Annotated in this window: 24 protein-coding genes and 1 pseudogene; 17 read left to right on the top strand and 8 right to left on the bottom strand. The window is 64.3% G+C overall.

Annotated elements, in window-relative coordinates; all coding sequences use genetic code 11:
* The 3 genes from AB0362_RS26090 to secA all read left to right on the top strand — a co-directional run bounded on the left by AB0362_RS26090 (position 1) and on the right by secA (position 4,782).
* Positions 1-684, top strand: coding sequence for a ComF family protein (locus tag AB0362_RS26090; protein WP_283347042.1), 684 nt, complete (start codon positions 1-3; stop codon positions 682-684).
* 200 nt (positions 685-884) lie between these two features.
* Complete coding sequence (gene raiA / locus AB0362_RS26085) at positions 885-1,553, top strand: ribosome-associated translation inhibitor RaiA (RefSeq protein ID WP_149405452.1); 669 nt, start codon at positions 885-887, stop codon at positions 1,551-1,553.
* 307 nt (positions 1,554-1,860) lie between these two features.
* A complete protein-coding gene (gene secA, locus AB0362_RS26080; RefSeq protein WP_317808790.1) occupies positions 1,861-4,782 on the top strand; it encodes a preprotein translocase subunit SecA in 2,922 nt (973 codons plus the stop codon).
* Positions 4,783-4,819: 37 nt separating this feature from the next.
* Here secA and AB0362_RS26075 read toward each other — a convergent pair whose 3' ends face one another.
* A complete protein-coding gene (locus AB0362_RS26075) occupies positions 4,820-5,395 on the bottom strand; it encodes an Rv3235 family protein (protein ID WP_149405454.1) in 576 nt (191 codons plus the stop codon).
* A 185-nt stretch (positions 5,396-5,580) separates the two neighbouring features.
* Between AB0362_RS26075 and AB0362_RS26070 the strand changes: the two genes are divergently transcribed.
* The 5 genes from AB0362_RS26070 to AB0362_RS26050 all read left to right on the top strand — a co-directional run bounded on the left by AB0362_RS26070 (position 5,581) and on the right by AB0362_RS26050 (position 11,586).
* Entirely contained in the window at positions 5,581-7,026 is a 1,446-nt protein-coding gene (locus AB0362_RS26070; protein ID WP_317808791.1) for a wax ester/triacylglycerol synthase family O-acyltransferase, read from the top strand.
* A gap of 11 nt (positions 7,027-7,037) precedes the next feature.
* A complete protein-coding gene (locus tag AB0362_RS26065) occupies positions 7,038-7,562 on the top strand; it encodes a hypothetical protein (RefSeq protein ID WP_068045663.1) in 525 nt (174 codons plus the stop codon).
* A gap of 124 nt (positions 7,563-7,686) precedes the next feature.
* Positions 7,687-8,802: a ferredoxin reductase gene (locus tag AB0362_RS26060; RefSeq protein WP_094642485.1), complete on the top strand. Its 1,116-nt coding sequence runs from the start codon at positions 7,687-7,689 to the stop codon at positions 8,800-8,802.
* A 108-nt stretch (positions 8,803-8,910) separates the two neighbouring features.
* Positions 8,911-10,212 carry a fatty acid desaturase gene (locus AB0362_RS26055; protein WP_317808792.1) on the top strand — a complete coding sequence of 434 codons (1,302 nt, stop codon included), beginning with the start codon at positions 8,911-8,913 and terminating at the stop codon, positions 10,210-10,212.
* 123 nt (positions 10,213-10,335) lie between these two features.
* Entirely contained in the window at positions 10,336-11,586 is a 1,251-nt protein-coding gene (locus AB0362_RS26050; protein ID WP_283347038.1) for a fatty acid desaturase, read from the top strand.
* 237 nt (positions 11,587-11,823) lie between these two features.
* Here AB0362_RS26050 and AB0362_RS26045 read toward each other — a convergent pair whose 3' ends face one another.
* Positions 11,824-12,393 (bottom strand): TetR/AcrR family transcriptional regulator, encoded by a 570-nt coding sequence (locus AB0362_RS26045; RefSeq protein WP_149405458.1) that lies wholly within the window; start codon positions 12,391-12,393, stop codon positions 11,824-11,826.
* Between the two features lie 208 nt (positions 12,394-12,601).
* Between AB0362_RS26045 and AB0362_RS26040 the strand changes: the two genes are divergently transcribed.
* On the top strand, positions 12,602-13,396 hold the full coding sequence (locus AB0362_RS26040) for a bacteriorhodopsin-like (protein ID WP_223145633.1): 795 nt from the start codon (positions 12,602-12,604) through the stop codon (positions 13,394-13,396).
* A gap of 9 nt (positions 13,397-13,405) precedes the next feature.
* Complete coding sequence (locus AB0362_RS26035) at positions 13,406-14,560, top strand: Brp/Blh family beta-carotene 15,15'-dioxygenase (protein ID WP_317808793.1); 1,155 nt, start codon at positions 13,406-13,408, stop codon at positions 14,558-14,560.
* Here AB0362_RS26035 and rsgA read toward each other — a convergent pair.
* Genes rsgA through ybaK form a run of 3 tightly spaced genes read right to left on the bottom strand, consistent with a single transcriptional unit; the run spans position 14,484 to position 17,284 of the window.
* Positions 14,484-15,518: a ribosome small subunit-dependent GTPase A gene (rsgA, locus tag AB0362_RS26030; protein ID WP_317784090.1), complete on the bottom strand. Its 1,035-nt coding sequence runs from the start codon at positions 15,516-15,518 to the stop codon at positions 14,484-14,486. The two genes, AB0362_RS26035 and rsgA, sit on opposite strands and share 77 nt — an antisense overlap.
* Positions 15,470-16,786, bottom strand: coding sequence for a 3-phosphoshikimate 1-carboxyvinyltransferase (gene aroA / locus AB0362_RS26025; protein ID WP_317784091.1), 1,317 nt, complete (start codon positions 16,784-16,786; stop codon positions 15,470-15,472). Before aroA ends, rsgA begins: the two co-directional genes overlap by 49 nt.
* Before the next feature lie 6 nt (positions 16,787-16,792).
* Complete coding sequence (ybaK, locus tag AB0362_RS26020) at positions 16,793-17,284, bottom strand: Cys-tRNA(Pro) deacylase (RefSeq protein ID WP_149405463.1); 492 nt, start codon at positions 17,282-17,284, stop codon at positions 16,793-16,795.
* Positions 17,285-17,374: 90 nt separating this feature from the next.
* On the opposite strand from ybaK, the gene AB0362_RS26015 reads away from it, so the two are divergent.
* The 4 genes from AB0362_RS26015 to AB0362_RS26000 all read left to right on the top strand — a co-directional run bounded on the left by AB0362_RS26015 (position 17,375) and on the right by AB0362_RS26000 (position 20,445).
* Positions 17,375-18,157, top strand: coding sequence for a sigma-70 family RNA polymerase sigma factor (locus AB0362_RS26015; protein ID WP_094642309.1), 783 nt, complete (start codon positions 17,375-17,377; stop codon positions 18,155-18,157).
* Complete coding sequence (rsrA, locus tag AB0362_RS26010; RefSeq protein WP_262498294.1) at positions 18,154-18,462, top strand: mycothiol system anti-sigma-R factor; 309 nt, start codon at positions 18,154-18,156, stop codon at positions 18,460-18,462. Before AB0362_RS26015 ends, rsrA begins: the two co-directional genes overlap by 4 nt.
* A gap of 267 nt (positions 18,463-18,729) precedes the next feature.
* Positions 18,730-18,945, top strand: coding sequence for a biotin/lipoyl-binding carrier protein (locus AB0362_RS26005; protein ID WP_008717734.1), 216 nt, complete (start codon positions 18,730-18,732; stop codon positions 18,943-18,945).
* 21 nt (positions 18,946-18,966) lie between these two features.
* Positions 18,967-20,445 carry a sensor histidine kinase gene (locus AB0362_RS26000; protein ID WP_317808795.1) on the top strand — a complete coding sequence of 493 codons (1,479 nt, stop codon included), beginning with the start codon at positions 18,967-18,969 and terminating at the stop codon, positions 20,443-20,445.
* 130 nt (positions 20,446-20,575) lie between these two features.
* Here the strand turns inward: AB0362_RS26000 and AB0362_RS25995 are convergent, their stop codons facing one another.
* Both AB0362_RS25995 and AB0362_RS25990 read right to left on the bottom strand, forming a co-directional pair.
* Positions 20,576-20,830, bottom strand: coding sequence for a WhiB family transcriptional regulator (locus AB0362_RS25995; RefSeq protein WP_032366305.1), 255 nt, complete (start codon positions 20,828-20,830; stop codon positions 20,576-20,578).
* 265 nt (positions 20,831-21,095) lie between these two features.
* Positions 21,096-22,049 (bottom strand): diacylglycerol kinase family protein, encoded by a 954-nt coding sequence (locus tag AB0362_RS25990; RefSeq protein ID WP_068045641.1) that lies wholly within the window; start codon positions 22,047-22,049, stop codon positions 21,096-21,098.
* Between the two features lie 156 nt (positions 22,050-22,205).
* Between AB0362_RS25990 and AB0362_RS25985 the strand changes: the two genes are divergently transcribed.
* Positions 22,206-22,634 carry a hypothetical protein gene (locus AB0362_RS25985; RefSeq protein WP_149405464.1) on the top strand — a complete coding sequence of 143 codons (429 nt, stop codon included), beginning with the start codon at positions 22,206-22,208 and terminating at the stop codon, positions 22,632-22,634.
* 10 nt (positions 22,635-22,644) lie between these two features.
* Here AB0362_RS25985 and AB0362_RS25980 read toward each other — a convergent pair.
* Positions 22,645-22,935, bottom strand: a pseudogene (locus AB0362_RS25980) (GNAT family N-acetyltransferase); the annotation flags it as partial.
* 90 nt (positions 22,936-23,025) lie between these two features.
* Between AB0362_RS25980 and AB0362_RS25975 the strand changes: the two are divergent.
* The gene (locus AB0362_RS25975) at positions 23,026-23,169 is read left to right on the top strand and encodes a hypothetical protein (protein ID WP_366236295.1); all 144 of its coding nucleotides are present in this window, start codon (positions 23,026-23,028) and stop codon (positions 23,167-23,169) included.
* A gap of 184 nt (positions 23,170-23,353) precedes the next feature.
* Positions 23,354-23,599, top strand: coding sequence for a hypothetical protein (locus AB0362_RS25970; protein WP_317808796.1), 246 nt, complete (start codon positions 23,354-23,356; stop codon positions 23,597-23,599).
* Positions 23,600-23,924: the final 325 nt, after the last annotated feature.

Here is a 23,924-nt window from a genome sequence, read left to right as displayed (position 1 = left end):
ATGCGGACGCTCCTCGATCTGGTTCTGCCCCTCGAGTGCGCCGGGTGCAGTGTGCCGGGGGAGCACTGGTGCGGAGGGTGTTCTCTGGCCCTGTTCGTTCCGCCCGTCGCCGTTCGGCCACGAGTCGATCCCGGTGTGCCCTGCTGGTCCTTGGGTACGTACAGCGGGCCGCGCCGCAGTGGTGTGATCGCACTGAAAGAGCGAGGTCGGCGGTCGGTGGCCCGGCCTTTCGGGCGAGCGCTCGCCGAGGCCGTCGGACATCTACGCGACGCGGGTGAGATCGATCCACCGGAGCTGAGTTCGCTGATTCTGATCTGCGCACCCTCTCGGGCTCGTGCGGCGCGGGCTCGTGGGGGCGATCCCGTTCTGCGATGCGCTCGAGTCGCTGCCGAACAGTTGGCACCGGAGCGTGTGCTCGTTCCCGAGTTGCTCCGCATGACCGGTGGAGTACGTGATTCGGTGGGACTGTCGGCGGGCCAGCGGCAGCACAACGTGGCAGGGCGGATCGAGGCCGTCGGGGTGGCTCGTTCGCGCGCCGACGCACGTGCGACGCCTTCGGCGGACTTCACCGTTCTGCTGATCGACGACGTCGTCACCACCGGGGCCACGTTGGCCGAATCGGCAAGAGTGCTAACCGATTTCGGAGTGCCGGTGGCCGGAGCGCTGGTGGTGGCGAGTGCGTGACTGCGGAGTGGAAGGACACGCCGACAACCAATTCGGGGTGAACGGTGGCACACGAGTCGATGACCGACTAACGTCGCGGACACGCACCGACTGGACCAGATGTGAGGTGATGCCCCGGACTTTGATGCCGGAAGGTTCCCCATTCGGCATGCACACTTGCCACGTCCAACAGTGGGCGTGGCCGATATCGGGAGGTACGCGTGACGACCCCTTCACAAGCCTCGGTTTTCTTCGACGAGAAGCCCTCTGAAGAACCCGCCAAGAGCAATGCGGACGTCGTGGTCAAGGGCCGCAACGTCGAGATACCGGATCATTTCCGGATATACGTCTCCGAGAAACTGGCTCGCCTCGAGCGCTTCGATCCCTCCATCTACCTGTTCGACGTCGAACTGCAGCACGAACGAAATCGCCGCCAGGCCAAGGCATGTCAACGCGTGGAGATCACCGCGAAGGGCAAGGGCCCGGTCGTTCGAGCCGAAGCGTGCGCCGACAGTTTCTATGCCGCACTCGAAGCGGTGACGTCGAAACTCGAGAGCAGACTCCGGCGCACCAAGGACCGTCGCAAGGTTCACTACGGCGAGAAGCGGCCCGTATCCGTCGCCGAGGCCACTGCCGAACTCGCCGAGGACGACACGCTGGCACTCGACCCCGAGACGAAACTCGACTCCTTCGAGGACGACCAGAGCGGCCCGGGGCACATCGTGCGGACGAAGACCCACTCGGCCGCACCGATGAGCGTCGACGACGCACTGTACGAAATGGAACTCGTGGGCCACGATTTCTTCCTGTTCCACGACAGCGCAACCGATCGCCCCTCGGTCGTGTACCGACGGCACGCCTTCGATTACGGCTTGATCAGACTCACCTGACCGGACCGATCGGGACGGTTCGACACGTTCGCCGTCCGTGAAATATTTTCACCGCTGCAGGCTCGACGCCGGAGACTCGATCCCCACGTCGAGCCTGCAGTGCTGTGTCGGTGTTGTCCGAATGGCCGACCGGCGATCTCCGACGACCGATAGTCGGGCTGCCGGGTTCACAGCGACACCGCCTACCATGGACGCGTTCGGGTTACCCGCCGCGCAGATGTCGTGGTGACGAACCCGTGAGCTCGTGCAGTATGCAGTGTTGTTCGTACCAGTACCCGTGAACCGAGGATCGAGGACGAGAAAGCCCGTGCCGTCGCTGTCGTTTTCCAAGCTGCTCCGTGTCGGTGAAGGTCGCATGGTCAAGCGGCTCAAGAGCATCGCCGACCACGTCTCGACCCTGTCTCCGGACGTCGAGAGCCTCTCCGACGACGAACTGCGCGGCAAGACCGCGGAGTTCAAGGAGCGGTACTCCGCCGGCGAGACCCTGGATCAGCTCCTGCCCGAGGCCTTCGCCGTGGCCCGTGAGGCGTCCTGGAGAGTGCTGTCGCAGCGGCACTTCGACGTACAGGTCATGGGCGGTGCCGCTCTGCACTTCGGCAACATCGCCGAGATGAAGACCGGTGAGGGCAAGACACTGACGTGTGTTCTCCCGGCTTACCTCAATGCCATCTCCGGCGAGGGTGTGCACGTGGTGACGGTCAACGACTACCTCGCCAAGCGCGACTCGGAGTGGATGGGCCGCGTGCACCGCTTCCTCGGTCTCTCGGTCGACGTGATCCTCTCCGGCATGACCCCGGTGGAACGCCGCGCCGCGTACGCCGCGGACATCACCTACGGCACCAACAACGAGTTCGGTTTCGACTACCTGCGCGACAACATGACGCACTCGCTCGAAGACCTCGTGCAGCGCGGACACAACTTCGCGGTCGTCGACGAGGTCGACTCCATCCTCATCGACGAGGCCCGTACACCGCTGATCATCTCGGGACCGGCCGATGCGTCGAGCAAGTGGTACGGCGAGTTCGCCCGCATCGCGCCGATGCTCAAGGTCGACACCCACTACGAGGTCGACATCCGCAAGCGGACCATCGGTGTACACGAGGCAGGCGTCGAACTGGTCGAGGATCAGCTCGGCATCGACAATCTGTACGAGGCCGCCAACTCACCACTGGTGAACTACCTCAACAACGCGATCAAGGCCAAAGAGCTCTACACCAAGGACAAGGACTACATCGTCCGCGACGGCGAGGTCATCATCGTCGACGAGTTCACCGGCCGCATCCTGGTGGGACGCCGCTACAACGAGGGCATGCACCAGGCGATCGAGGCCAAGGAGAAGGTGGAGATCAAGGCCGAGAACCAGACTCTGGCCACGATCACACTGCAGAACTACTTCCGCCTCTACGACAAGCTCTCCGGCATGACCGGTACCGCCGAGACGGAGGCCGCCGAGCTCCATCAGATCTACGGACTCGGCGTCATTCCGATTCCGACGAACCGTCCGATGGTCCGAGTGGACAACGGCGACCTGATCTACAAGACCGAAGAGGCCAAGTTCGACGCGGTCGTCGACGACGTAGTCGAGCGGCACGGCAAGGGCCAGCCGGTCCTCATCGGCACGACGAGCGTCGAGCGCTCGGAGTACCTGTCGAAGCAGTTCACCAAGCGCGGCGTCGCACACAACGTGTTGAACGCGAAGTTCCACGAGCAGGAAGCGACGATCATCGCCGAGGCGGGCCGGCAGGGCGCGGTGACCGTGGCGACCAACATGGCCGGTCGTGGTACCGACGTCGTGCTCGGCGGCAACCCGGACATCCTCGCCGACCTGCAGCTCCGGAAGCGGGGCTTGGACCCGGTCGAGACCCCCGAGGAATACGAGGCTGCCTGGGAGCCAGCGCTGGAAGAGGTCAAGGCGCAGGTCAAGGCCGATGCCGATACCGTGCGCGAGGCCGGTGGCCTGTATGTCCTCGGTACCGAACGGCACGATTCGCGCCGCATCGACAACCAGTTGCGAGGCCGCTCCGGTCGTCAGGGTGACCCCGGCGAATCGCGTTTCTACCTCTCTCTCGGCGACGAGTTGATGCGTCGATTCAACGGCGGCGCACTCGAATCGATCATGACTCGGCTCAACCTGCCCGACGACGTCCCGATCGAAGCCAAGATGGTGTCCAAGGCCATCAAGAGTGCTCAGACGCAGGTGGAGCAGCAGAACTTCGAGATCCGCAAGAACGTTCTCAAGTACGACGAGGTGATGAACCAGCAGCGCACCGTCATTTACGAGGAGCGCCGCCGCATCCTCGAAGGTGCGGACATGGAGGGCCAGGTCGAGGGCATGATCACCGACGTGATCACCGCCTACGTCGACGGCGCCACCGTCGAGGGCTATGTGGAGGACTGGGATCTGGAACAGCTCTGGACCGCGCTGAAGACTCTCTACCCGGTGGGAATCGACCACAAGGTCCTCTCCGGCGAGAACGAGGACGGCGAGAAGGGCGACCTGACCCGCGACGAATTGCGTGAGGCGCTGCTCGAGGACGCGCGATCGGCGTACGCCAAGCGCGAGGCCGAGATCGACGGTATCGCCGGCGAGAACGGAATGCGCGAACTCGAGCGTCGAGTTCTGCTGTCGGTTCTCGACCGCAAGTGGCGCGAGCATCTCTACGAGATGGACTACCTCAAGGAAGGCATCGGCCTGCGCGCGATGGCGCAGCGCGACCCGCTGGTCGAATACCAGCGTGAGGGCTACGACATGTTCCAGGGCATGCTCGACGGCCTGAAGGAGGAGTCGGTCGGCTTCCTGTTCAACCTGCAGGTCGAAGCCACACCGGCTCCGGCAGGTCCGGCAGCCTCGGCAGGTCTCGCAGTGGCTCCCGGACTGTCCTCTCCGGTGGGCTCCGGCCGCCCGGCAGCGACACCCGCCGCAGCACCTGCACCGACGGCACCTGCACCGACGGCTCCCGCACCGACGGCTCCCGCACCCACCGCTCCTGCACCCGCTGCTCCTGCGGTGCCCTCGGCGCTGCGGGCGAAGGGTCTCGACGAGCAGGAAGACCAGCGACTGACCTTCTCCGGTCCGGCCGAGGGCGGCGGCACTGCCGTTCGTCGGTCCGGGCCGACCCCGACCGGCAGCGAGTCCGCGGCCGAGGGCACCCGCCGCGAGCGTCGCGAGGCGGCGAGAACTCAGAGCAAGGCCCCCAAGAAGGCAGCTCGCTCCAAGCGCAAGCGGTAGTACACGACGGTCGCGTCGCCGCGGGGCGACTCGAAACTCACCCCACTCGCAACGACGTGACCGTCCACCCGGGCCGGCGCGGGTCGATGGCGAGCTCGATTCGGCCTGCGAAGGCGAACATACGTGGGCCGCGAGTGTACGAGCCGAAGATCTCCGCCGAGACATCCGACTGATACGCCACATGCACTCGACGCACTGCGGCGAATCCGAGTCGCCTTCCTGGCGGTGGGTTTCGCACTATGGTCCGCACCAGGTCGATCATCGAGGCGGTGAACAAAGGCGACAGCTGGTCTGCGCTGCGTCGTCGATCGATCACCTCGATCATCATGCGCATCGCCCGGTCGGCACTCGAGCGCGCATCGGCGGGCACCGTCGGCCGGCCGGGAGGCTCGATGCGCCGTCGAGAACGGTTGCTGCGCACGGAGGGTCGGTGCCGGGCGGGCAGCGAATCGGTGATCGCCGCTGGATCCCACGTGTGCACGGCACCGGAGCTGAGCGGCGGCTCGAACGGAGCGGCACGCGAGAGGAAGCAATGATGTTCGGCGCGGAGTTGCGAGCCCGGGGCCGAGGTGTCCGCGATGTGCGGCGGGTCGTTCGATTCGATGACGCTCACACCGACATTGACGGTCCGAGCGCGCGTTCGGTTCCCGTCGAAACCCGGGAACAACACACGACACGGTCCTCGAACGACCCCGAGACCGACATTCGTCCGCCACGTACTCTAGGTTCGAGCACACTGCGCGCTCGGCCACAGGAATCGGCGCGTACTTCACGCGAGGACGGGGACTGGAACACGCGATGGCGACCAGGCTGACAGCGCAGGATGCGTCGTTCTATTTTCTCGAGGCCAGTAGCAGCCCGATGCACCTCGGGTCGCTCGCCATCTTCCGGACTCCGCGCAGTGGATTCAGCTACGACCGTCTGCTGTCGTTGGTCGAGCAACGCCTGGCATTGGTTCCCCGGTACCGGCAGAAGGTGCGTGAGGTCGCCTTCGGGCTGGCCAGGCCGGTGTGGGTCGACGACGCGGATTTCGACATCACCTACCACATCCGCCGTTCGGCACTACCCAAGCCGGGTTCGGACGATCAGCTGCACGATCTGATCGCGCGGCTGACCTCGCGCCCACTCGATCGCACCCGTCCGCTGTGGGAGATGTACCTGGTCGAGGGGTTGTCGAAGAATCGTTTCGCCGTCTTCACCAAGTCTCACTCGGCGCTGGTCGACGGTGAACACGCGCTCGACATCGGTCAGGTCATTCTCGATGCCAGCAAGAATCCGCCGCCGATGGCCGAGGAACTCTGGATGCCCGCGCGCGAGCCGAAGGATTCGGCGCTGGTCTTCGATGCTCTCACCGACTTGGTGGTACGTCCGGGGGAGAGCGTCGAGGCACTGCGCGGCGCGGTCCACGGCGCTGCCGGTGTCGCGGGTGGAGCCTTGCGGGCCGCAGCGAAGGTCGCGGCCGTGCTGCGCACCGCGACCCAGAGCGCGCCGTCGAGTCCGCTGAACGCCCCGATCTCGCGAAACCGCAGATTCGCGGTGGCCAAGACCGAGCTCGCCGACTACCGCAGAATTCACAACAGGTTCGGCTGCTCGATCAACGACGTGGTGCTCGCTGTCGTCACCGGGGCACTGCGCAATTGGTTGCTCTCTCGAGGCGAGCCCGTCACGGCGTCCTCCACGGTGCGGGCCATGGTGCCCATGTCGGTGTACGTCTCGGCCGATCGGGTCGGTTTCGGAGACGCGGCCGATCGGCCGGTCGAGGCGGCCGAGGAAGATCGCAGCGAGGTCTCGTCGTTTCTCGTCGACCTGCCCGTCGGTGAATCCAATGCCGTGGTGCGGCTCTCGCACATTGCGCACGCCACCGAGGCCCACTCCAAGCAGAGCCGCGGCGTCACCGCTCAGACATTGATGCGCATCTCCGGATTCGCGCCTGCGAGCCTGCACGCGATGGGCGCGCGAGCGGGTAGTCGGCTGTCCCAGCGGGTGTTCAATCTGATCGTCACCAATGCCCCCGGACCACAGTTCCCGCTGTATGTGGGCGGTGCGCGCATGCTCGAGATGTATCCGGTGTCGCCGCTGTTCGAGAACCAGGCGATGAGCATCGGGCTGACGTCCTACGACGGCTACGTGTTCTTCGGGCTCAATGCAGATCGAGGTGCCATGCCCGATGTGGACGTCGTCACGGCGCTTCTGCACGAGGCTCTGGAAGAGTTGGTCGACGCGAGTAACGAATCGAGAGTGTGAGGTCTTCTGTCATGCGTGTCTACGTTCCGGCGACGCTGGAGTTCTTGAAAGTGCTGTCGGCGGAGGGCGAGTTCAGCCCGGTCTCGCGCACGGCCTTCGCGGTGACACCGACACTGCGTGAGGCCTATTCGTCCGGCGACGACGAGGAGCTCTCCGAGGTGGCGATGGGGGAGGCCGCTCGGGCCTCTCTGCGGCTGATCGCCGCAGCGGTCGACGACGAGACCGACACCGGGACAGTCGCCGAAGGGGTGGTGTACCGGAGGGCGGTGATCGCGGCCGATGTCGACGATCCCACTCTGCGTCCCGATTTGGACGACGCCGTCGTCCGCCTTAAGGAGCCGTTGCGGATGGATCAGGTCGCGTCGGTCCACGTCGATCTCGAGGGGGCCGAATCGGCGGTCGCCAAGGCCGTAGCCGCGGTCGATGCCGCGGACATGGGAGACGAGGATGCGGAGTTCGTGCTGGGAGATGCCGAGGATCACACGCTCGCGTGGTACGCCCCGCAAGAGTTGTCGTTTCTGCTCGAACTGCTGTGATTCCGTCGTGTTCGTTCGCACACGATTCACACCGACACAGGTGTTCCCGAACCCGAACCTACGGTAGCGTAACCTCGATGACCGCAAGCGGTTCAGTATCTCGATCGAGGGGATGGAACACCCGATGGATCTGAAGAAGTGGCTGGAGGCTCCGGCGGCCGGAGTATCGGCCCCCAAGCGTCCGAGACTGAACATGGTGCGTGGTGCCTTCACCCGCATCACCACCCCCTTGTTGCCCGACGACTACCTTCATCTCGCGAATCCTCTGTGGTCGGCACGCGAACTCCGCGGCCGCATCGTGCGAGTGGAGAAGGAGACCGCCACGGCGGTGACCCTGGTGATCCAGCCGGGTTGGGGCTTCAATTTCGACTACCGGCCCGGCCAGTACATCGGGATCGGGTTGCACCTCGGCGGGCGATGGCACTGGCGTTCGTACTCGTTGACCTCCCCGCCGAACTGGGAGGACAAGCTGATCTCCATCACCGTCAAGGCGATGCCGGAAGGCTTCCTCTCCTCGCATCTGGTCGGCGGTGTGCCGCAGGGGACCATCGTTCGGCTGGCCGCCCCGAAGGGCAATTTCGCGCTGCCCGTGCCGCCGCCGAACAAGATCCTGTTCGTCACGGCCGGTAGCGGCATCACCCCGATCATCTCGATGCTGCGGGCCTTGGATCGCCACGGCGACATGCCCGACACCGTGCACATCCACTCGGCACCGACCGAGGACGAAGTCATGTTCGCGGCCGAGATCGCTGCGCTCGAGAAATCGCATCCGAACTTCACCTCGCATGTGCAGCTGACACGATCGGACGGCAAGTTCGCACTCGCCTCGCTCGACGAGCTCTATCCCGACTGGCGCACGCGCGACACCTGGGCGTGTGGACCGGCAGCACTGCTCGAGGAGATCGAGAAGACCTGGAAGCGAGAAGGAATCGAGGACCGGCTTCATCTGGAGCGGTTCGAGATCTCGCGCGCCGATACCTCCGGTGCCGGCGGCACCGTCACGTTCTCCAAGTCGGACAAGAAGACCACTGTCGACGGCGCGACCAGTCTGCTCGAAGCAGGCGAGAACGTCGGAGTTCAGATGCCGTTCGGCTGCCGGATGGGTATCTGCCAGACATGTGTGGTGCCGTTGACTTCGGGGCATGTCATAGACCTGCGTTCCGGTAAGGAACACAGCGAGGGCGACCGCGTCCAGACGTGCATTTCCGCAGCTGCGGGCGACTGCACATTGGAACTGTAGGTCTGTTTCTCGCACACTGCCTTCTCAGACTGTTCGGTTACGCTTACGTAGGTTGCCCACGTCGAAACCCGATATTTCGGGCACTGCACTCAACTGTTGGAGGACCCGGTGGCCATCACCGACATCAAAGAGTTCGCTCATCTCAGCGAAGCGGACATGGAAGCGTTCGGTCGCGAACTGGATTCGATTCGTCGAGACGTCGAAGACAGCCGTGGCGAGCGCGATGCCGCATACATCCGTCGGACCATCAGACTGCAGAGGTTGCTGGAGCTCGGCGGCCGCGCGGTGCTGCTCGGCAGCAAGTATCGGCCTGCTTGGATCGCCGGCACAGCGATGCTCAGTGTCGCCAAGATCATCGAGAACATGGAGCTCGGTCACAATGTGATGCACGGGCAATGGGACTGGATGAACGATCCGGAGATCCATTCCACCTCGTGGGAGTGGGACCAGACCGGGCCGTCCGAGCAGTGGAAGCGAGCCCACAACTACTCGCACCACACCTACACCAACATCGTCGGCATGGACGACGACATCGGCTTCGGAATTCTGCGCATGACTCGTGACGAGCCGTGGAAGCCGATCAATCTCGTTCAGCCGCTTGCCAACATCGTGCTGGCCACCACCTTCGAGTGGGGCATCGCGCTGCACGATTACGACGCGCAGAAGCAGTTGGACGGCGAGGATCAGAAGGGTCTGCTGAAGTCTCCGGCGAGCCGCGCTTTCGCGCGCAAGATCGCCAAGCAGGTCGGCAAGGATTTCGTCCTGTTCCCGGCACTGTCCGGCCCGGCGTGGAAATCCACGTTGACCGCCAACGCCACGGCCAACCTGGTCCGCAATCTGTGGGCCTACGCGGTGATCTTCTGCGGTCACTTCCCCGATGGCGCCGAGAAGTTCACGATCGGGCAGTTCGAGACCGAGACACGCCCCGAGTGGTACCTGCGTCAGATGCTGGGTAGTGCCAACTTCGAGGCCGGTCCGGTCATGGCCTTCATGAGCGGCAACCTCTGCTACCAGATCGAGCACCACATGTTCCCGGATCTGCCGAGCAACAGGTACTCGGAGATCGCCGAGAAGGTGCACGCTCTGTGTGAGAAGTACGATCTGCCGTACACCACAGGATCGCTCGGCAAGCAGTACTTGCTGGCGCTGCGGACCATCCACAAGCTGTCGCTGCCCGACTCGTGGCTGCGCGCCACGTCCGACAACGCTCCCGAGACGTCGTCCGAGCGACGATGGCGGGAGGGCGATTCGCCTACCGTCCACGCGCTCAGAATCGATCCGCTCACCGGGCAGCGTCGAGGTCTGCGTTCGGCAATGCAAGAGGCACGCGTGAGCTTGCGCAACGCCAAGAAGGAAGCCAAGCGTCAGGCCAAGGGCCTGCGTCGCTCGGGTGACCGCGTTCCGTTGTGAATCGTCACACAGATTTCCGCCACTAACCTACGGGACCGTAACTTACGATACGGTAGGTGACGGAATTGCACATGGCCTGATTACGCGAGCTGTGTGTTCACGACTGCCAGGAGGTTGTATCCCATGGCGATTACGGACGTCAAAGAATACGCGCATCTGACCGATGCCGACATCGAGGCGTTGGGCCACGAGCTCGACTCCATCCGACGTGACATCGAAGCGTCCCGCGGCGAACGCGACGCCCGGTACGTCAAGAACACGATCCGTCTGCAGCGATCCCTCGACATCGGTGGCCGGGCCGTGCTTTTCGCCAGCCGCAAGCGTCCCGCTTGGCTGGTCGGCACCGCCATGCTCGGGGTCGCGAAGATCATCGAGAACATGGAGCTCGGCCACAACGTCATGCACGGCCAGTGGGACTGGATGAACGACCCGGAGATCCACTCCACGTCGTGGGAGTGGGACAACACGGGCCCGTCGGCTCACTGGAAGCAGACGCACAACTACATCCACCACAAGTACACCAACGTGCTCGGCATGGACGACGACGTCGGCTACGGTCTGCTCCGCGTCACCCGCGATCAGCGGTGGAAGCCATTCAACATCGGCAACCCCGTCTACAACCTGCTGTTGCAGTTGTTCTTCGAGTACGGAGTGGCGCTTCAGCACCTCGAATTGGGCAAGGTCGCCAAGGGTCGAGTGCCGCGCGAGGAATTCGAGCAGAAGCGGCGCGAGGTGCTCGAGAAGGTCGGCAAGCAGATCGGCAAGGACTACATCCTGCACCCGTTGCTGACCGGACCTGCCTGGAAGAGCACGTTGACGGCGAACATCGTCGCCAACATGATGCGCAACGTGTGGACCAACACCGTCATCTTCTGTGGCCACTTCCCTGACGGTGCGGAGAAGTTCACCAAGTCCGACATGGAGGGTGAGACGCAGGGGCAGTGGTACCTGCGTCAGATGCTCGGCAGCGCGAACTTCAATGCCGGTCCCGTCATGGAGTTCATGAGCGGCAACCTCTGCTACCAGATCGAGCACCACCTGTTCCCGGACCTCCCCAGCAACCGCCTGCGGGAGATCAAGGTTCGAGTGCTCGAACTGGCGGAGAAGTACGACCTGCCGTACACGACCGGTTCGATCGTTCACCAGTACTTCCTGTCCTGGCGAACCATCGCGAAGCTGTCGCTGCCGAACAAGTACCTGAGGGCGACCAGCGACGACGCTCCCGAGACTGCGTCCGAGCGTAAGTGGGCCGACGCGCCGGCGGGCCTGTTCACCGTCGATCCCGAAACCGGCAAGCGTCGTGGTTTGCGCACCGCCATCGCAGAAACGAAGAAGCGCAAGGGAATCCGCAGGCTGGTCGGTAAGGCCGCGTAAGCCCTGCACCGAATTGGAGCCTGGTGGCAATCGACCCCGAAGCGGGTGGTTGCCTACCAGGCTTCGTTCGTTCGAATGGCCTCGAACAGTAGGCGGACCGAAACGACACCCTCCGGGGGCGTTGCCCGTTCTGTCGGGTCAGCCTGCCCAGCTGGTGAATCGACGCGATGACATCATCGCCGGCAAGGTGTGGTCGTCGACCTGCGTCCGATCGCGGGCTTTCGGCGCGGAGGCCCGTCAGTCGCTGCGGACGATCATGTCCACGGCCGCCTCGATGACGTCGTCGCTCGGGACGGTGTCGAACATCAGCGACGGGCAGGCGACCACGCCGGCGAGCATGGAGATGGCCGCTTCCAATCGTGGTCCTTGGAAGGACTTTTCGAGCATCTGCCGGACCGGACGCTGTGCATTGGTGTTGATGGCGTCCCGCAGTCGACCCACGGTTTCGACGCTCGCCCACTGGGCCATGGCGATGAGCACGCGATCGAGCCGCAGCTCGATCACTGCGTGGCGGAACAATTTCAATTCGGCGATCAAGTCGCTCCGCAGGTCGCCGGTGGCCTCGTGGTGAGGCATGTCTCCCAGGGCATCGAGCGCGACGAGCACGAGGTCGATTTTGGAAGGCCAATGTGAGTACAGGGTCGTCTTGGAGTACCCGGCGATCTCGGCTACTCGGGCGTGGGTCAACGCGTCCGAACCCTCTTGGGTGAGAACCGCCAAAGCGCTACGCGCGACGTCCGCTCGGGTGCGGGCCACCCGCGGTTCGGCGGGCACCGTGAGCTGCTCGAGCTTCTGTACGGATGTCATGTGTGTTTCACCTCGCCTCACGTGTGAAGCGGCTGACTATACGCCGCAGCGTCCAAAATAGCTGATGTACAGAAAGACCAGTTCTGGATCGATTAATCACTAGTGAACTAATAGTTCAGTACAGTACGGTTAGTTCGTCCGGTAAGTATCACGCGCTCAGAGGTGAGAGATGATTCCCGAGGAACTAACTCAGTCACAGTTCGACACGGTGTACAACTTTTTGTCCCTGGTCATCGCCGCGCAGCTGTTCGGTTCGCTGTTTCTGCTCGCAGCTCAGCCGCGGGTGCTTGCGCGGTATCGCCAGGCCCTGGTTATCTCTGCGATCGTGTGTGGCATTGCTGCGTACCACTACTTCCGCATCTTCGAATCCTTCAAGTCCGCGTTCGTCACCGACGCCCAGGGTGGGCGCGGAACGTACGTTCAGGCGGTGGGCGAGTCCTTCAACGAGGGGTATCGCTACGTCGACTGGTTGCTCACGGTCCCGCTGCTGCTGACCGAGCTCATCGTCGTTCTGGCACTTGCCAAGAAGCTGCAGGCTTCGTTACTCTACCGACTGATTCCGGCGTCTGCTCTGATGATCGCACTGGGTTACCCGGGGGAGATCAGTGCTGACAACACCATTCGAAACGTCTTCGGATTGCTGTCCACCATCCCGTTCCTGTACATCCTCTACGTGCTCTTCGTAGAGCTGACGCGTTCGCTCGACCGGCAGCCCCCGGCAGTGCGCCAAACCGTCAGTCGGATGAGGATTCTTCTGCTGGCCACCTGGGGTGTATACCCGATCGCTTACATCATTCCGCTGTACTTCTCGGACACCGGTGCCACGGCATGGGTTGCGAAGCAGGCTGGATACTCGATCGCCGACATCCTCGCCAAGGTGCTGTACGGCCTGTTGATCTACAAGATCGCTCGCCTGAAGTCCTTCGCCGATGACCCCGATTTCGCGGCGCGGGAAAATGAGCTCGAAGTTCGGCCCGCGTCGGCCGGGAAGAACGGCTCGTAGCGCACGATCGTGAGTCTCACGGAACAATCGGGCGACTCGACGACAAGCACCACCGCCCCATTGCTGACTGCTGCGACATGGTCGCGGTGGTTGGTGGTGGGGACGGTGGTGATGTCGAGCGGCCACCTGATCGGGCTGCCCGCCATCACCGCGCCGGTGGCGTTGGTTGTCGCGGGCGTGGCTTTCCTCGCAGGGATCCCGCACGGGGCGATCGACCATCTGATGGCAAAGCGATTGTCGGGGGGTGCACCGCTACTGGCGGTAGCCGCGGTCTATGCGGGCGCGGCTGCCGCAGCATGGGCACTGCTGGAGTGGGTCGGTCCGATCGCCTTGGTCGCGGCCGTGCTGTTCAGCGCGGTGCATTTCGGAATGGGGGAACTCGAGGTCTCCCGGTTGCTGACCGGGTGGCTGCCACGACGGATTCCGGCTGCTGCGATCGTCGTAGCGGGCTCCGGTGCTCTGGTGTTGCCGTTGGCGCGTTCGGGCGATCAGCTCCTTCGAGTGGCGACAGCTGTTTCGCCGGAGTTGGCCGTTCTCATTTCGGCTGCGCCGGTTCAGATGGCACTGGTGTCGACGTGGTGCGTTGCGGCGTCCGTCGCAGTGGCCGCCGCCCTGCGGTCGGGGCATCGAACCGTGGCGCTCGATGTCGTACTCATCGGTGCCCTCGGGATGGCGGCGCCACCGCTGGTGGCCTTCGCAGTCTGGTTCGGCTGCTGGCACGCGCTGCGCCACACCGCGCGATTGTTGACGGTAGAGCCCGGCTGCGCCGCACTCCTCGGCGATGGTCGGGGGCGCGCGGCGACCTGGCGGCTGGTTCGGCTTTCCGCAGTGCCGTCGCTGGCGGCGTTGACAGCGGTGCTCGCCCTCGGCTGGTTCACCGTTGCGTCACCGAACCCGACGACGATGGTGGCCGAGGTGCTTCGCCTCCTGCTCGCGCTCACCGTGCCGCACATGGTGGTGGTCTGGTGGCTCGATTCCGTGCCCTCTCGGCAGGTGCACGGGCCCTGCGCACGACCGGCTGCGGCACCGTCACCATCCGAGTCCAGACACAGACTTCGACCGCTGCCGAGTTCCTACCTGTCCATAGCTACCAAGCGTCGTTCGTTCGAACGGCTTCGAGGAGCAGACGCACGGCGGCGACACGTCGAGCAGCATCGCCGGTGAGGGTGTCGAGCGCGCACTCGGGATCGGCGGGCGGGCCGAGGTGCGTGCATCCACGCGGGCAGTTCTCGATCGTGTCGGCCAGGTCGGAGAACGCTGCGACGACGTTCTCGGGGGAGATGTGCGCCAGTCCGAACGACCGGATCCCGGGAGTGTCCACCACCCAGCCGCCGCCGGGAAGCGGTAGCGCCACCGACTGCGTCGAGGTGTGGCGGCCCTTGCCGACGCCCGAAACCACCCCCGTGGCGCGATAGGCGTCGGGCACCAGCCGGTTGACGAGCGTGGACTTTCCGACGCCCGAGTGTCCGATGAGCGCGGTCACCGAGTTCGTCAGCATCGAGGTCAGCTCCGTGAGGTCCTCGGACTGGCCCGCCAGCACCACCGGTACGTCGAGATCGGCAAAGGCGGCGGTGAATTCTTCGGGGTCGGCCAGATCGCTCTTGGTCAGGCACAGAACGGGTTCGAGTCCGCCGACGTACGCCGCCACGAGTGCTCGTTCGACGAAGCCGGTGCGAGGAGGTGGGTCGGCGAGCGCGGCGACTATGAGCAGCCGGTCGGCATTGGCCACCACGACGCGCTCGAACGGGTCGGTGTCGTCCGCGGTGCGGCGCAACACCGTCCGCCGCTCGGCCACGCGCACGATGCGAGCCAGAGTGTCGACCTTGCCCGACAGATCTCCGACGATACCGACCTCGTCTCCGACCACGATCGGAGTTCGGCCCAGCTCGCGGGCGCGCATCGTCACGACCGGCCGTTCCGGGTCACCGTCGAGCACGCATCCCCATCGGCCGCGGTCGACGGACACGACCATGCCTGCTTCTGCGTCGTTGTGTTCGGGTCGAGTCTTGGTCCGTGGTCGCGAACTCTTGCCCGGTCGGATCCGAACGTCGGACTCGTCGTACCGGCGCGCGGTCAGGAGCCGACCCCACTCGGTGTCGATGCGGACAGCATTGCGTCCCATAGCGTTTCGAAGCCGGGGAGCGTCTTGGCGGTGGTGCCGATGTCGTCCACCTCGACCCCGGGTACCCGCAGTCCGACGATCGCGCCTGCCGTCGCCATCCGGTGGTCGGCGTAGGAGTGCCAGACGCCTGCGTGCAGCGGTGCCGGATCGATTCGGATGCCGTCGTCGGTCTCGACGGCGCGTCCGCCGAGTCGGACGATCTCGGTTGTCAGTGCAGCGAGTCGGTCGGTCTCGTGGCCACGCAGATGGGCGATGCCACGCAGAATCGACGGCCCCTCGGCCAATGCGGCGAGCGCCGCGACCGTTGGGGTCAGTTCGCCGATATCGTGGAGATCGAAATCGATGCCGCGCAACGTATCCGGGCCCTCGACGGTCAGGATACCTGCGGTCAGGTCGACTCGAGCGCCCATCAGGGTGAGTATCTCGCGGAATGCGTCGCCGGGCTGAGTGGTCGATTCGGGCCAATTCGGCACGCGCACTCTGCCTTTCGTCACCACCGCTGCAGCGAGGAAGGGGGTGGCGTTGGACAGGTCCGGCTCGATGGTCCAGTCGATCGGCGCGACCGGGCCTGGGTGCACCCGCCAGGTGTTCGCGTCACCACCGGACTCGGGGGTATCGACTCGGACGCCCGCACGCCGCAACATCTCCACGGTCATGTCGATGTGCGGCATCGACGGAACGGGCTTGCCGATGTGGTGGATTTCGATTCCCTCGTCGAAGGCCGCAGCGGAGAGCATCAGACCGGAGACGAACTGCGAAGAGCCCGAGGCGTCGATCTCGACCGATCCGCCGCGCAGCGAACCGGTGCCACGCATCGTGAACGGCAGCGCGCTGCCGTCGATCTCGGCCCCCACCGCGCGCAGAGCGTCGAGGATCGTGTCGAGCGGTCGGATACGTGCCTGCTCGTCGCCGTCGAACGACACTTCGCCTGCGGCGAGCGCAGCCAGGGGTGGCACGAAGCGCATGACGGTACCTGCCAGCCCGCAGTCGACGGCTCCTCCGCGCAGCGGTGCCGGAGTCACCCGCAACGACGTCCTGTCGTCCTCCGCGGCCTCGATATCGATGCCCAAGGTTGTCAGGGCGTCGATCATGAGATCGGTGTCACGGCTGCGCAGGGCACCGGTGATCGTCGACGAGCCGGTGGCGAGCGAGGCGATGATCAGTGCGCGATTGGTGATCGACTTCGATCCGGGCAGAGTGACTGTCGCGTCGATGGGTGCGACGGCGGCGGGGGCTGTCCAATTGCTCACCCGTCCATCTTCTCTCATTCGGGATCAGCGCGCGGCGATGGGCGCGGATGTAGCGGCTGTGAGCCGGACGAGATCGGCCGGTGCGAGTTCGATCTCGAGTCCGCGCCGACCTCCACTGCACAGAATCGTCTCGAAACCGAGGGCCGAAACGTCGATCGCGGTGGGCAGGGATCTGCGTTGGCCGAGAGGTGAGATACCGCCGAAGACGTACCCGGAGGAGCGCTCGGCGGCAGTCCTGTCGGCCATCGTGATCTTTCTGGTGGACAGCGCGGCGGCCGCGGCCTTGAGCGAGAGCGTCGTCGTCACCGGGACGATCGCCACCGCCAGCGAGCGATCCGCTCGTTCGACGACGAGAGTCTTGAAGACCTGTTCGGGCCGAACGCCGAGTCGTTCGACGAGTATCTGTGCCGCCTCCTCGCCGTAGGACTGCGCCCGTGCGTCGTGGTCATACGAATGCACGGTGTGCGCCACCTTTCGTGCGGTGAGCAGCGCGAGAGCAGGTGTGGACGCAGCCATTCACGGGACTCTAGCGATCGGGCGGGAACACGGCGGCACGACGCCGTGTTGTGCAACAACAGATACGAATGCAGGTGGAAGGAATGACGAATGGCAGTGCTGACCGCGGGACGTCCCCTCGCGCTGAAGGGGGTGATCTCTTCGCAGAAGTCGACTTCGGGCGCGGTAGCCTGGGCGGTGGAAGCTATCGAAGGGATCAGCGTGACAGAAGCCAGCAATCCCGTCGCTGACGTGGACGACGAGAAGGCGATCGCGGAGCGCAGAGCTGCCGAGACCGAGGCGCAGTTGACCGAGCGCTTCGAGCGCGACGCGCTGCCGATGCTCGATCAGCTCTACGGCGCAGCTCTGCGTATGACGCGCAACCCCGCCGACGCCGAGGATCTGGTTCAGGAGACGTTCGTGAAGGCCTACTCGGCTTTCCGGTCGTTCCGTGAGGGCACGAACCTCAAGGCGTGGCTGTACCGAATTCTCACCAACACCTACATCAACTCCTACCGCAAGAAGCAGCGTCAGCCCGCTCAGTACCCGACCGACGAGATCAGTGACTGGCAGCTCGCCGCCACCGCCGAACACACGTCGACGGGGCTGCGTTCCGCCGAGGTCGAGGCTCTGGACGCGTTGCCGGACGACGACATCAAGGCGGCGCTGCAGTCTCTACCCGAAGAGTTTCGGATGGCTGTCTACTACGCCGACGTCGAGGGGTTCCCGTACAAGGAGATCGCCGAGATCATGGGCACTCCCATCGGCACGGTGATGTCGCGTCTGCACCGCGGACGCAAGCAGCTGCGGGGCCTGCTGGCAGGGGTTGCACGCGAGCGTGGTTTCAACCGGGACGGCGCAGTCGACCGGCACGAGCAGGAGGTAGTCCAGTGACGGGCACCGGAAAGATCGATAGCGGGAACGACGGCGACGCACAGTTCGAGCGTCTCGACTGCTCCGCGGTGATCGCGGACGTATGGGTCATGCTCGACAACGAGTGCGACGAGGCCAGTCGATCCCGTCTGCAGAAGCACATCGACGAGTGCGGGTCGTGCTTCGAGGCCTACGGCATCGAAGAGAAGGTGAAGCGGCTCATCTCGCGTAAGTGCGGGGGAGATCAGGCTCCGGCCGGACTACGCGAACGACTCAGTGTCGAGATTCGACGAACAGTGCTGATACGTCAGACGGACTCCGAATAACCGCAGGGCCGAACAACCGACGAGGGGCCGAGAAGCACATGCTTCTCGGCCCCTCGCGGCTTGTGGCAAACCGTCAGCTGTTCGGACGTTTGCCGTGGTTGGCCTTGTTGCCCTTACGAGCACGTTTCTTACGTCCACGCTTTCCCATGATGGGCTCCTCTCGTTTGTTCACTACAGTCTCCCACGTGTGATTGGCTTACTGTGACGGGCCTGGTCTCGTGTGGGTGTCCAGCGCAGTTCGTGGTGACGTGAGAGAGGGGTTCGCCGATGTCCGAGGACGTTCGCGCGGAAATGGTGTCCACTGTGTTTCAGGTGGTCGTGGCCCGAGGCGATGCCGTCGAGGTCGGTGACACCCTCGTGATACTGGAATCGATGAAGATGGAAATTCCTGTGCTGGCCGAGACCGCAGGGACGGTCACGTCGGTGGACGTCGCGGTGGGCGACGTCATTCAGCAGGGCGACCTCATCGCCGTCGTGTCCTGAGCAACGATCACGTGAGATCTCGTGTCGACCCTCAGTGACCTTCTGGCCGAGCACACCGACCTCCCCGGTGTTGCGGTGGACCATCTCCAACGCGTCGTAGGCGAGTGGCAGCTGCTGGCCGACCTGTCTTTCGCCGATGTGCTGCTGTGGGTCGGCACGGACGACGTGTCCAGTGGGACTGCCGACGTACTGTGTGTGGCCCAGTGCCGGCCGACGACCGCGCCCACGGTCTTCACTCACGACATCGTGGGAACGACGATCTCCGAATCCGAGCACCCCGATGTGATGGTCGCGCTGCAGCAGCGGAAGATCGTGCACGGAGGCGTGGTGACGCGAACCGAGAGCATTCCGGTGCGCTGCGGAGAGCACGTCATCGCGGTGCTGACCCGCGATACCAATCCCGCGCAGGTCCGACCGCCGAGTGCCCTCGAGGTGGCGTATCGAGAATGCGCCGACGACCTGTGTCTGATGATCAGCGAAGGCACGTTTCCCACCCCCGAAGAGCGCACCGATGTGAACTCGTCCCCCCGCGCAGGCGACGGATTCATTCGCGTCGACACCGAGGGGCTGGTGGACTACGCCAGTCCCAACGCCCTCTCGGCGTACCACCGGATGGGATTGACGACCGAGCTGTCCGGCCGGGATCTGGCGTCGGTCACGCGGTCGCTGGTCACCGACCCTTTCGACTCGCAGGAAGTGGCCGATCACATCAGGTCGTCGCTCAACGGCAACGTGGGACACCGGATGGAGGTCGATGCCCGCGGTGCCACCGTTCTCGTGCGCACGCTGGCCCTGCAGCCGCGCGGAAGGTCTGCCGGGGCGGCCGTGTTGATCCGCGACGTCACCGAGGTCAAGCGCCGCGATCGTGCTCTGCTCAGCAAGGACGCGACCATTCGGGAGATCCACCATCGGGTGAAGAACAACTTGCAGACGGTGGCGGCGCTGCTCCGACTTCAGTCGCGCCGACTCGAGAACGAGGAAGCGCGCACGGCGTTGTCCGAGTCGGTCCGCCGAGTCACGTCCATTGCACTCGTGCACGAAATGCTGTCGATGTCGGTGGACGAGGAAGTGGACCTCGACGAGATCGTCGATCGATTGGTGCCGATCATGCTGGACATCGCCACGGTCAATCCGAGGGTGCGAGTGGTGCGCGAGGGCAAACTCGGAGTCTTCTCGGCCGAACGCGCGACGCCCTTGGTGATGGTGCTCACAGAGCTGGTGCAGAACGCGATGGAGCATGGATTCGACGCCGGGTCGGCCGGTGTCGTCCGAATCGGAGCCGACCGATCCGCGAAATGGCTGGATGTTGTCATCCACGACGACGGGCGCGGTTTGCCCACCGGGTTCTCGCTGGAACGCTCGGACGGCCTCGGGCTGCAGATCGTGCGCACTCTGGTCTCGGTGGAGCTGAACGGATCGCTGGGTCTGCATCCCGCGGCGGGTGGGGGAACCGACGCGATGCTGAGGGTTCCTCTGGGACGGCGTGTGCCCAGGCCCTGATGCACGTTCGGTGAACAGTGCGTAACGGGCTCGTCGACCGCCAGAGGGACCCTGGAGGCCCGTGGAACGCAGAAAGCCCGGTATCCGCTACAGCGGATACCGGGCCTCGAGCGTGTGCTGGTTTCGCGTCCTAGACGGAGCTGCGTGCGCGCGTACGTGCGTTGCGTCGCTTGAGTGCACGGCGCTCGTCTTCACTCATTGCGCCCCATACTCCTGCGTCCTGGCCGGATTCGAGTGCCCAGGACAGGCATTCAGCGGTGACGGGGCACCGAGTACAGACGACTTTGGCATCGGCGATCTGCGCGAGCGCCGGACCACTGTTTCCCACCGGGAAAAATAGTTCCGGATCTTCATCGCGACAAATTGCCTTGTGGCGCCAGTCCATCCTCTGCTCCTTACCGGGCGCCGAAGCGCCGTTTCGTTTCTCTTCTGTTCACGAGTGGGTAACCAATGTTTCCGCACTGTTGCTTGTGAATGCTTTCACGAACTCAGGTGAAGTCAAGGGGTACGCGCGTGACCGTGGTCAAGCTCACTCTGTTAGGCTCGCTTTAGCCTTCTGCGCTCCTTTGTACCCCGAGTGAACAGATTTCGCTCGTGATTTCACAGAAAGTGCGCTCTGCGCCTCAGTGGTACTCGGCACACGCGGCCCCTCACATGCTCGGCGCAACCACCTGCAGCGCGTCGGGAGTGGAGAAGAACTCGGCCTCGGTGCGTTCGCCCAGGTAGTCGCCGTCCATCTGCAAACCGACCGGTTCTGCTGAGGAAATACGGACGCTCGGTACATCGTCGATACGAATCAGCTTGCGAGACTTCGGTTCTGCACCTTTGGCAAGCAGCTGGCGAGAGACCCGCAACGTAGGGAACAACGCAGTCGAGCGCATGCCGAACACTCCGAGACCCGAATCGAAACCGGTACCCGGATTGGTGTGCACCGGCCTCTGGTTCAAATAAGTCCACGGACTCGAATTCGACACGAACGCATAGTGGACTCCCTCGAACGGATCCCGACCCGGAACCTCCACCGTCAACCGAGCCGGCTGCCGCTTGTGCTTGAAGAACTCCTGCACAGCCGACCGCAGATACCGCGTCGCAGACACCGGCTTGCCGTCCTTACGGCCGGCATCGATCGCCCGACACACATCGGCATCCAGACCCATACCCGCGTTGAAAGTGAACCAGCGATTGTCGCAATGCCCCAACCCGATCGTCCGCCGCGCCCGTGCATCGAGCAGCCCGATCAACTGATTCGTCGCCGCCACCGGATCCGCCTCGATACCCAACGAACGAGCGAACACATTCGCACTACCGCCAGGAACGACCGCGATCGGCGGAATCGCACCGATCGTCACCGCCTGCATCGACGTCGGCAACGGCACCCCGAGCAAACCGTTGATCACCTCGTTGACCGTCCCGTCGCCACCGTGAACGATCACCAAACCCATCCCGTCCTCACGGGCACCCCGAGCCAGCTCCGACGCATGATCACGATGAGTCGTCTGCGCAACCGTCACCCGCACCCGACTCGACAATGCATGAGCCAACAGATCCCGAGCCGCAGCAGTCGTAGAAGTCGCATTGGGATTGACGATCAGCAGCGCACGCACGAGCAATGACACTAACCGGGTCGTTCCGCACGCTCCACTCCGGTCACCTGGGTCGTTCCGCAGGCTCCACTCCGGTCACCTGGGTCGTTCCGCAGGCTCCACTCCCGCCCCTGGGTCGTTCCGCATGCTCCACTCCCGGTTGCCTAGGCTGGTCGCGTGTCCACCTCACCCGAGAACCTCACCCCGCCGGCCACGTTTCGATCCGCCGGGGCGCTCGTCGCAGCGCAGGGCGTGGCGTCGTTGGTGGCCGCGATAGTCCTACTCGTCCGAGCGTTCTCCGGAGAGGGGGAGAACGCAGTGGCCAACGGGTACGGCACCGCGGGATGGTTCGGCGTCCTGGGCATCGGAGTCGGAGCCGCAGGCGTTGCCCTGGTCCTCGGAAAACGCTGGGGACGATCCATCGCCACGGTCGTACAGCTGTTGCTGCTGCCCGTCGTGTGGTCGCTGTTGACCGGATCGCATCAGACCGTCTACGGCGTCGCCCTCGGAGTCGTGGTCGTCGGCGTGCTCGTCTTGCTGTTCAGCCCGCCGTCCTCTCGGTGGATGGCCGCCGAATACAGCGACGTCGACGACGACTTCCGATGACGTAGTCGCTTCAACGCGCCTGGATGGCCAACTCGACCAATGCATCCTCGGTCAGGCGGAACGTGGTCCACTCGTCCTGTGGCTCTGCCCCGAGCGATCGGTAGAAGCCGATCGACGGGGTGTTCCAGTCCAGAACCGACCAGGCCAACCGCGTGTACTGCCGATCGACGCATTCGGCGGCCAACGCGGCGAGCAGTGCAGTTCCGAAGCCTTCTCCCCGCGCGGCGGGTTGCACGTAGAGATCCTCCAGATAGATTCCGTTGACTCCGTCCCACGTGGAGAAGTTCAAGAACGACACTGAACGATAGGGGCTGCACTCGAACGCAGTGCGGCCCGGTTGAGAGTTGCAGCTCTCGTGCGGACCTCAGCGCAACAACGGACAGGAACCGTCGTGAGCCGTCATCGCAGCATATCTGTATCCACTGACAGCGCCTACAGCCGCGCGTACGTCTGCACCATCCTCGCCGGCCTCAGCCTCTACCCGGCATTCGTAGGCCTCTGCCACGCCGCCCTCGCATTGGGCTGGCACGCATGACCCCTGAGCGCGTAGCCGTGCATTGCGCCCGCTGCGCCGCCTATCTGGTGACCGTGACCGCCCCGGCACCACCTGTGCGCGTTCTCTGCCTCGCCTGCAAATCCCGCTAGCCCGCAAGGGGTTATGCCAGACATAGCCCCTCTGTTTGTTGTGTCCGCAACCCCGAAAAGAAAGAGCCGTACCCGTGTCGAACTGCACCAACCATTTCTCGGAAACTATCACCCAGCCGGAAGGCCACCCCATCGTTGTCGAGGTCACCACCTGGCACGACGCAGACAACGTGTCGCGCCTGTACGTGGACGCTGGCCGCGAGGAACTGACCGTGACGACTGCCCGCGCTTTGCTCCATTCGCTGGCCCGCGCGGTCACCGTGTTGGAGGCGCTTGAGGGTGAATTGGACCCGCGCCTGAACGGTCTGCTGAGTCTCTGACCTGCCTTCTCAATCGTTCGATTGAAACCGTCGCTATCTGGTGAGTCCGACGTAAACCGACCACTCCAAGTAAGTGCTGACAATCCTGCGGACTTGGCCGTGGGAGCTTCACCGCCGACTGATCCCCGACAGTGAGGTCACCTGACAGCCGCTCACGCAATCAAGCGTGAGCGGCTAGAAGGCGTGGGTTGCGTCGGTCAGCGGGAAAACTGGGAGCGGTCACTGGGAGCATTGAACCGTCCTGGATCTGATGGAGACCTGGTTCAAGCCACTTCGCGGTCGGAGGTGGCGGTCGAGCATTGATGACGGTACTCGTTTTCGTAGT

Source organism: Rhodococcus sp. NPDC079359 (assembly GCF_040702585.1).
In the GTDB taxonomy this organism is placed as follows: Bacteria; Actinomycetota; Actinomycetes; order Mycobacteriales; family Mycobacteriaceae; genus Rhodococcoides.
Note: the sequence above shows the minus strand (reverse complement) of the source record. Positions and strands in the feature narration are given on the sequence as shown.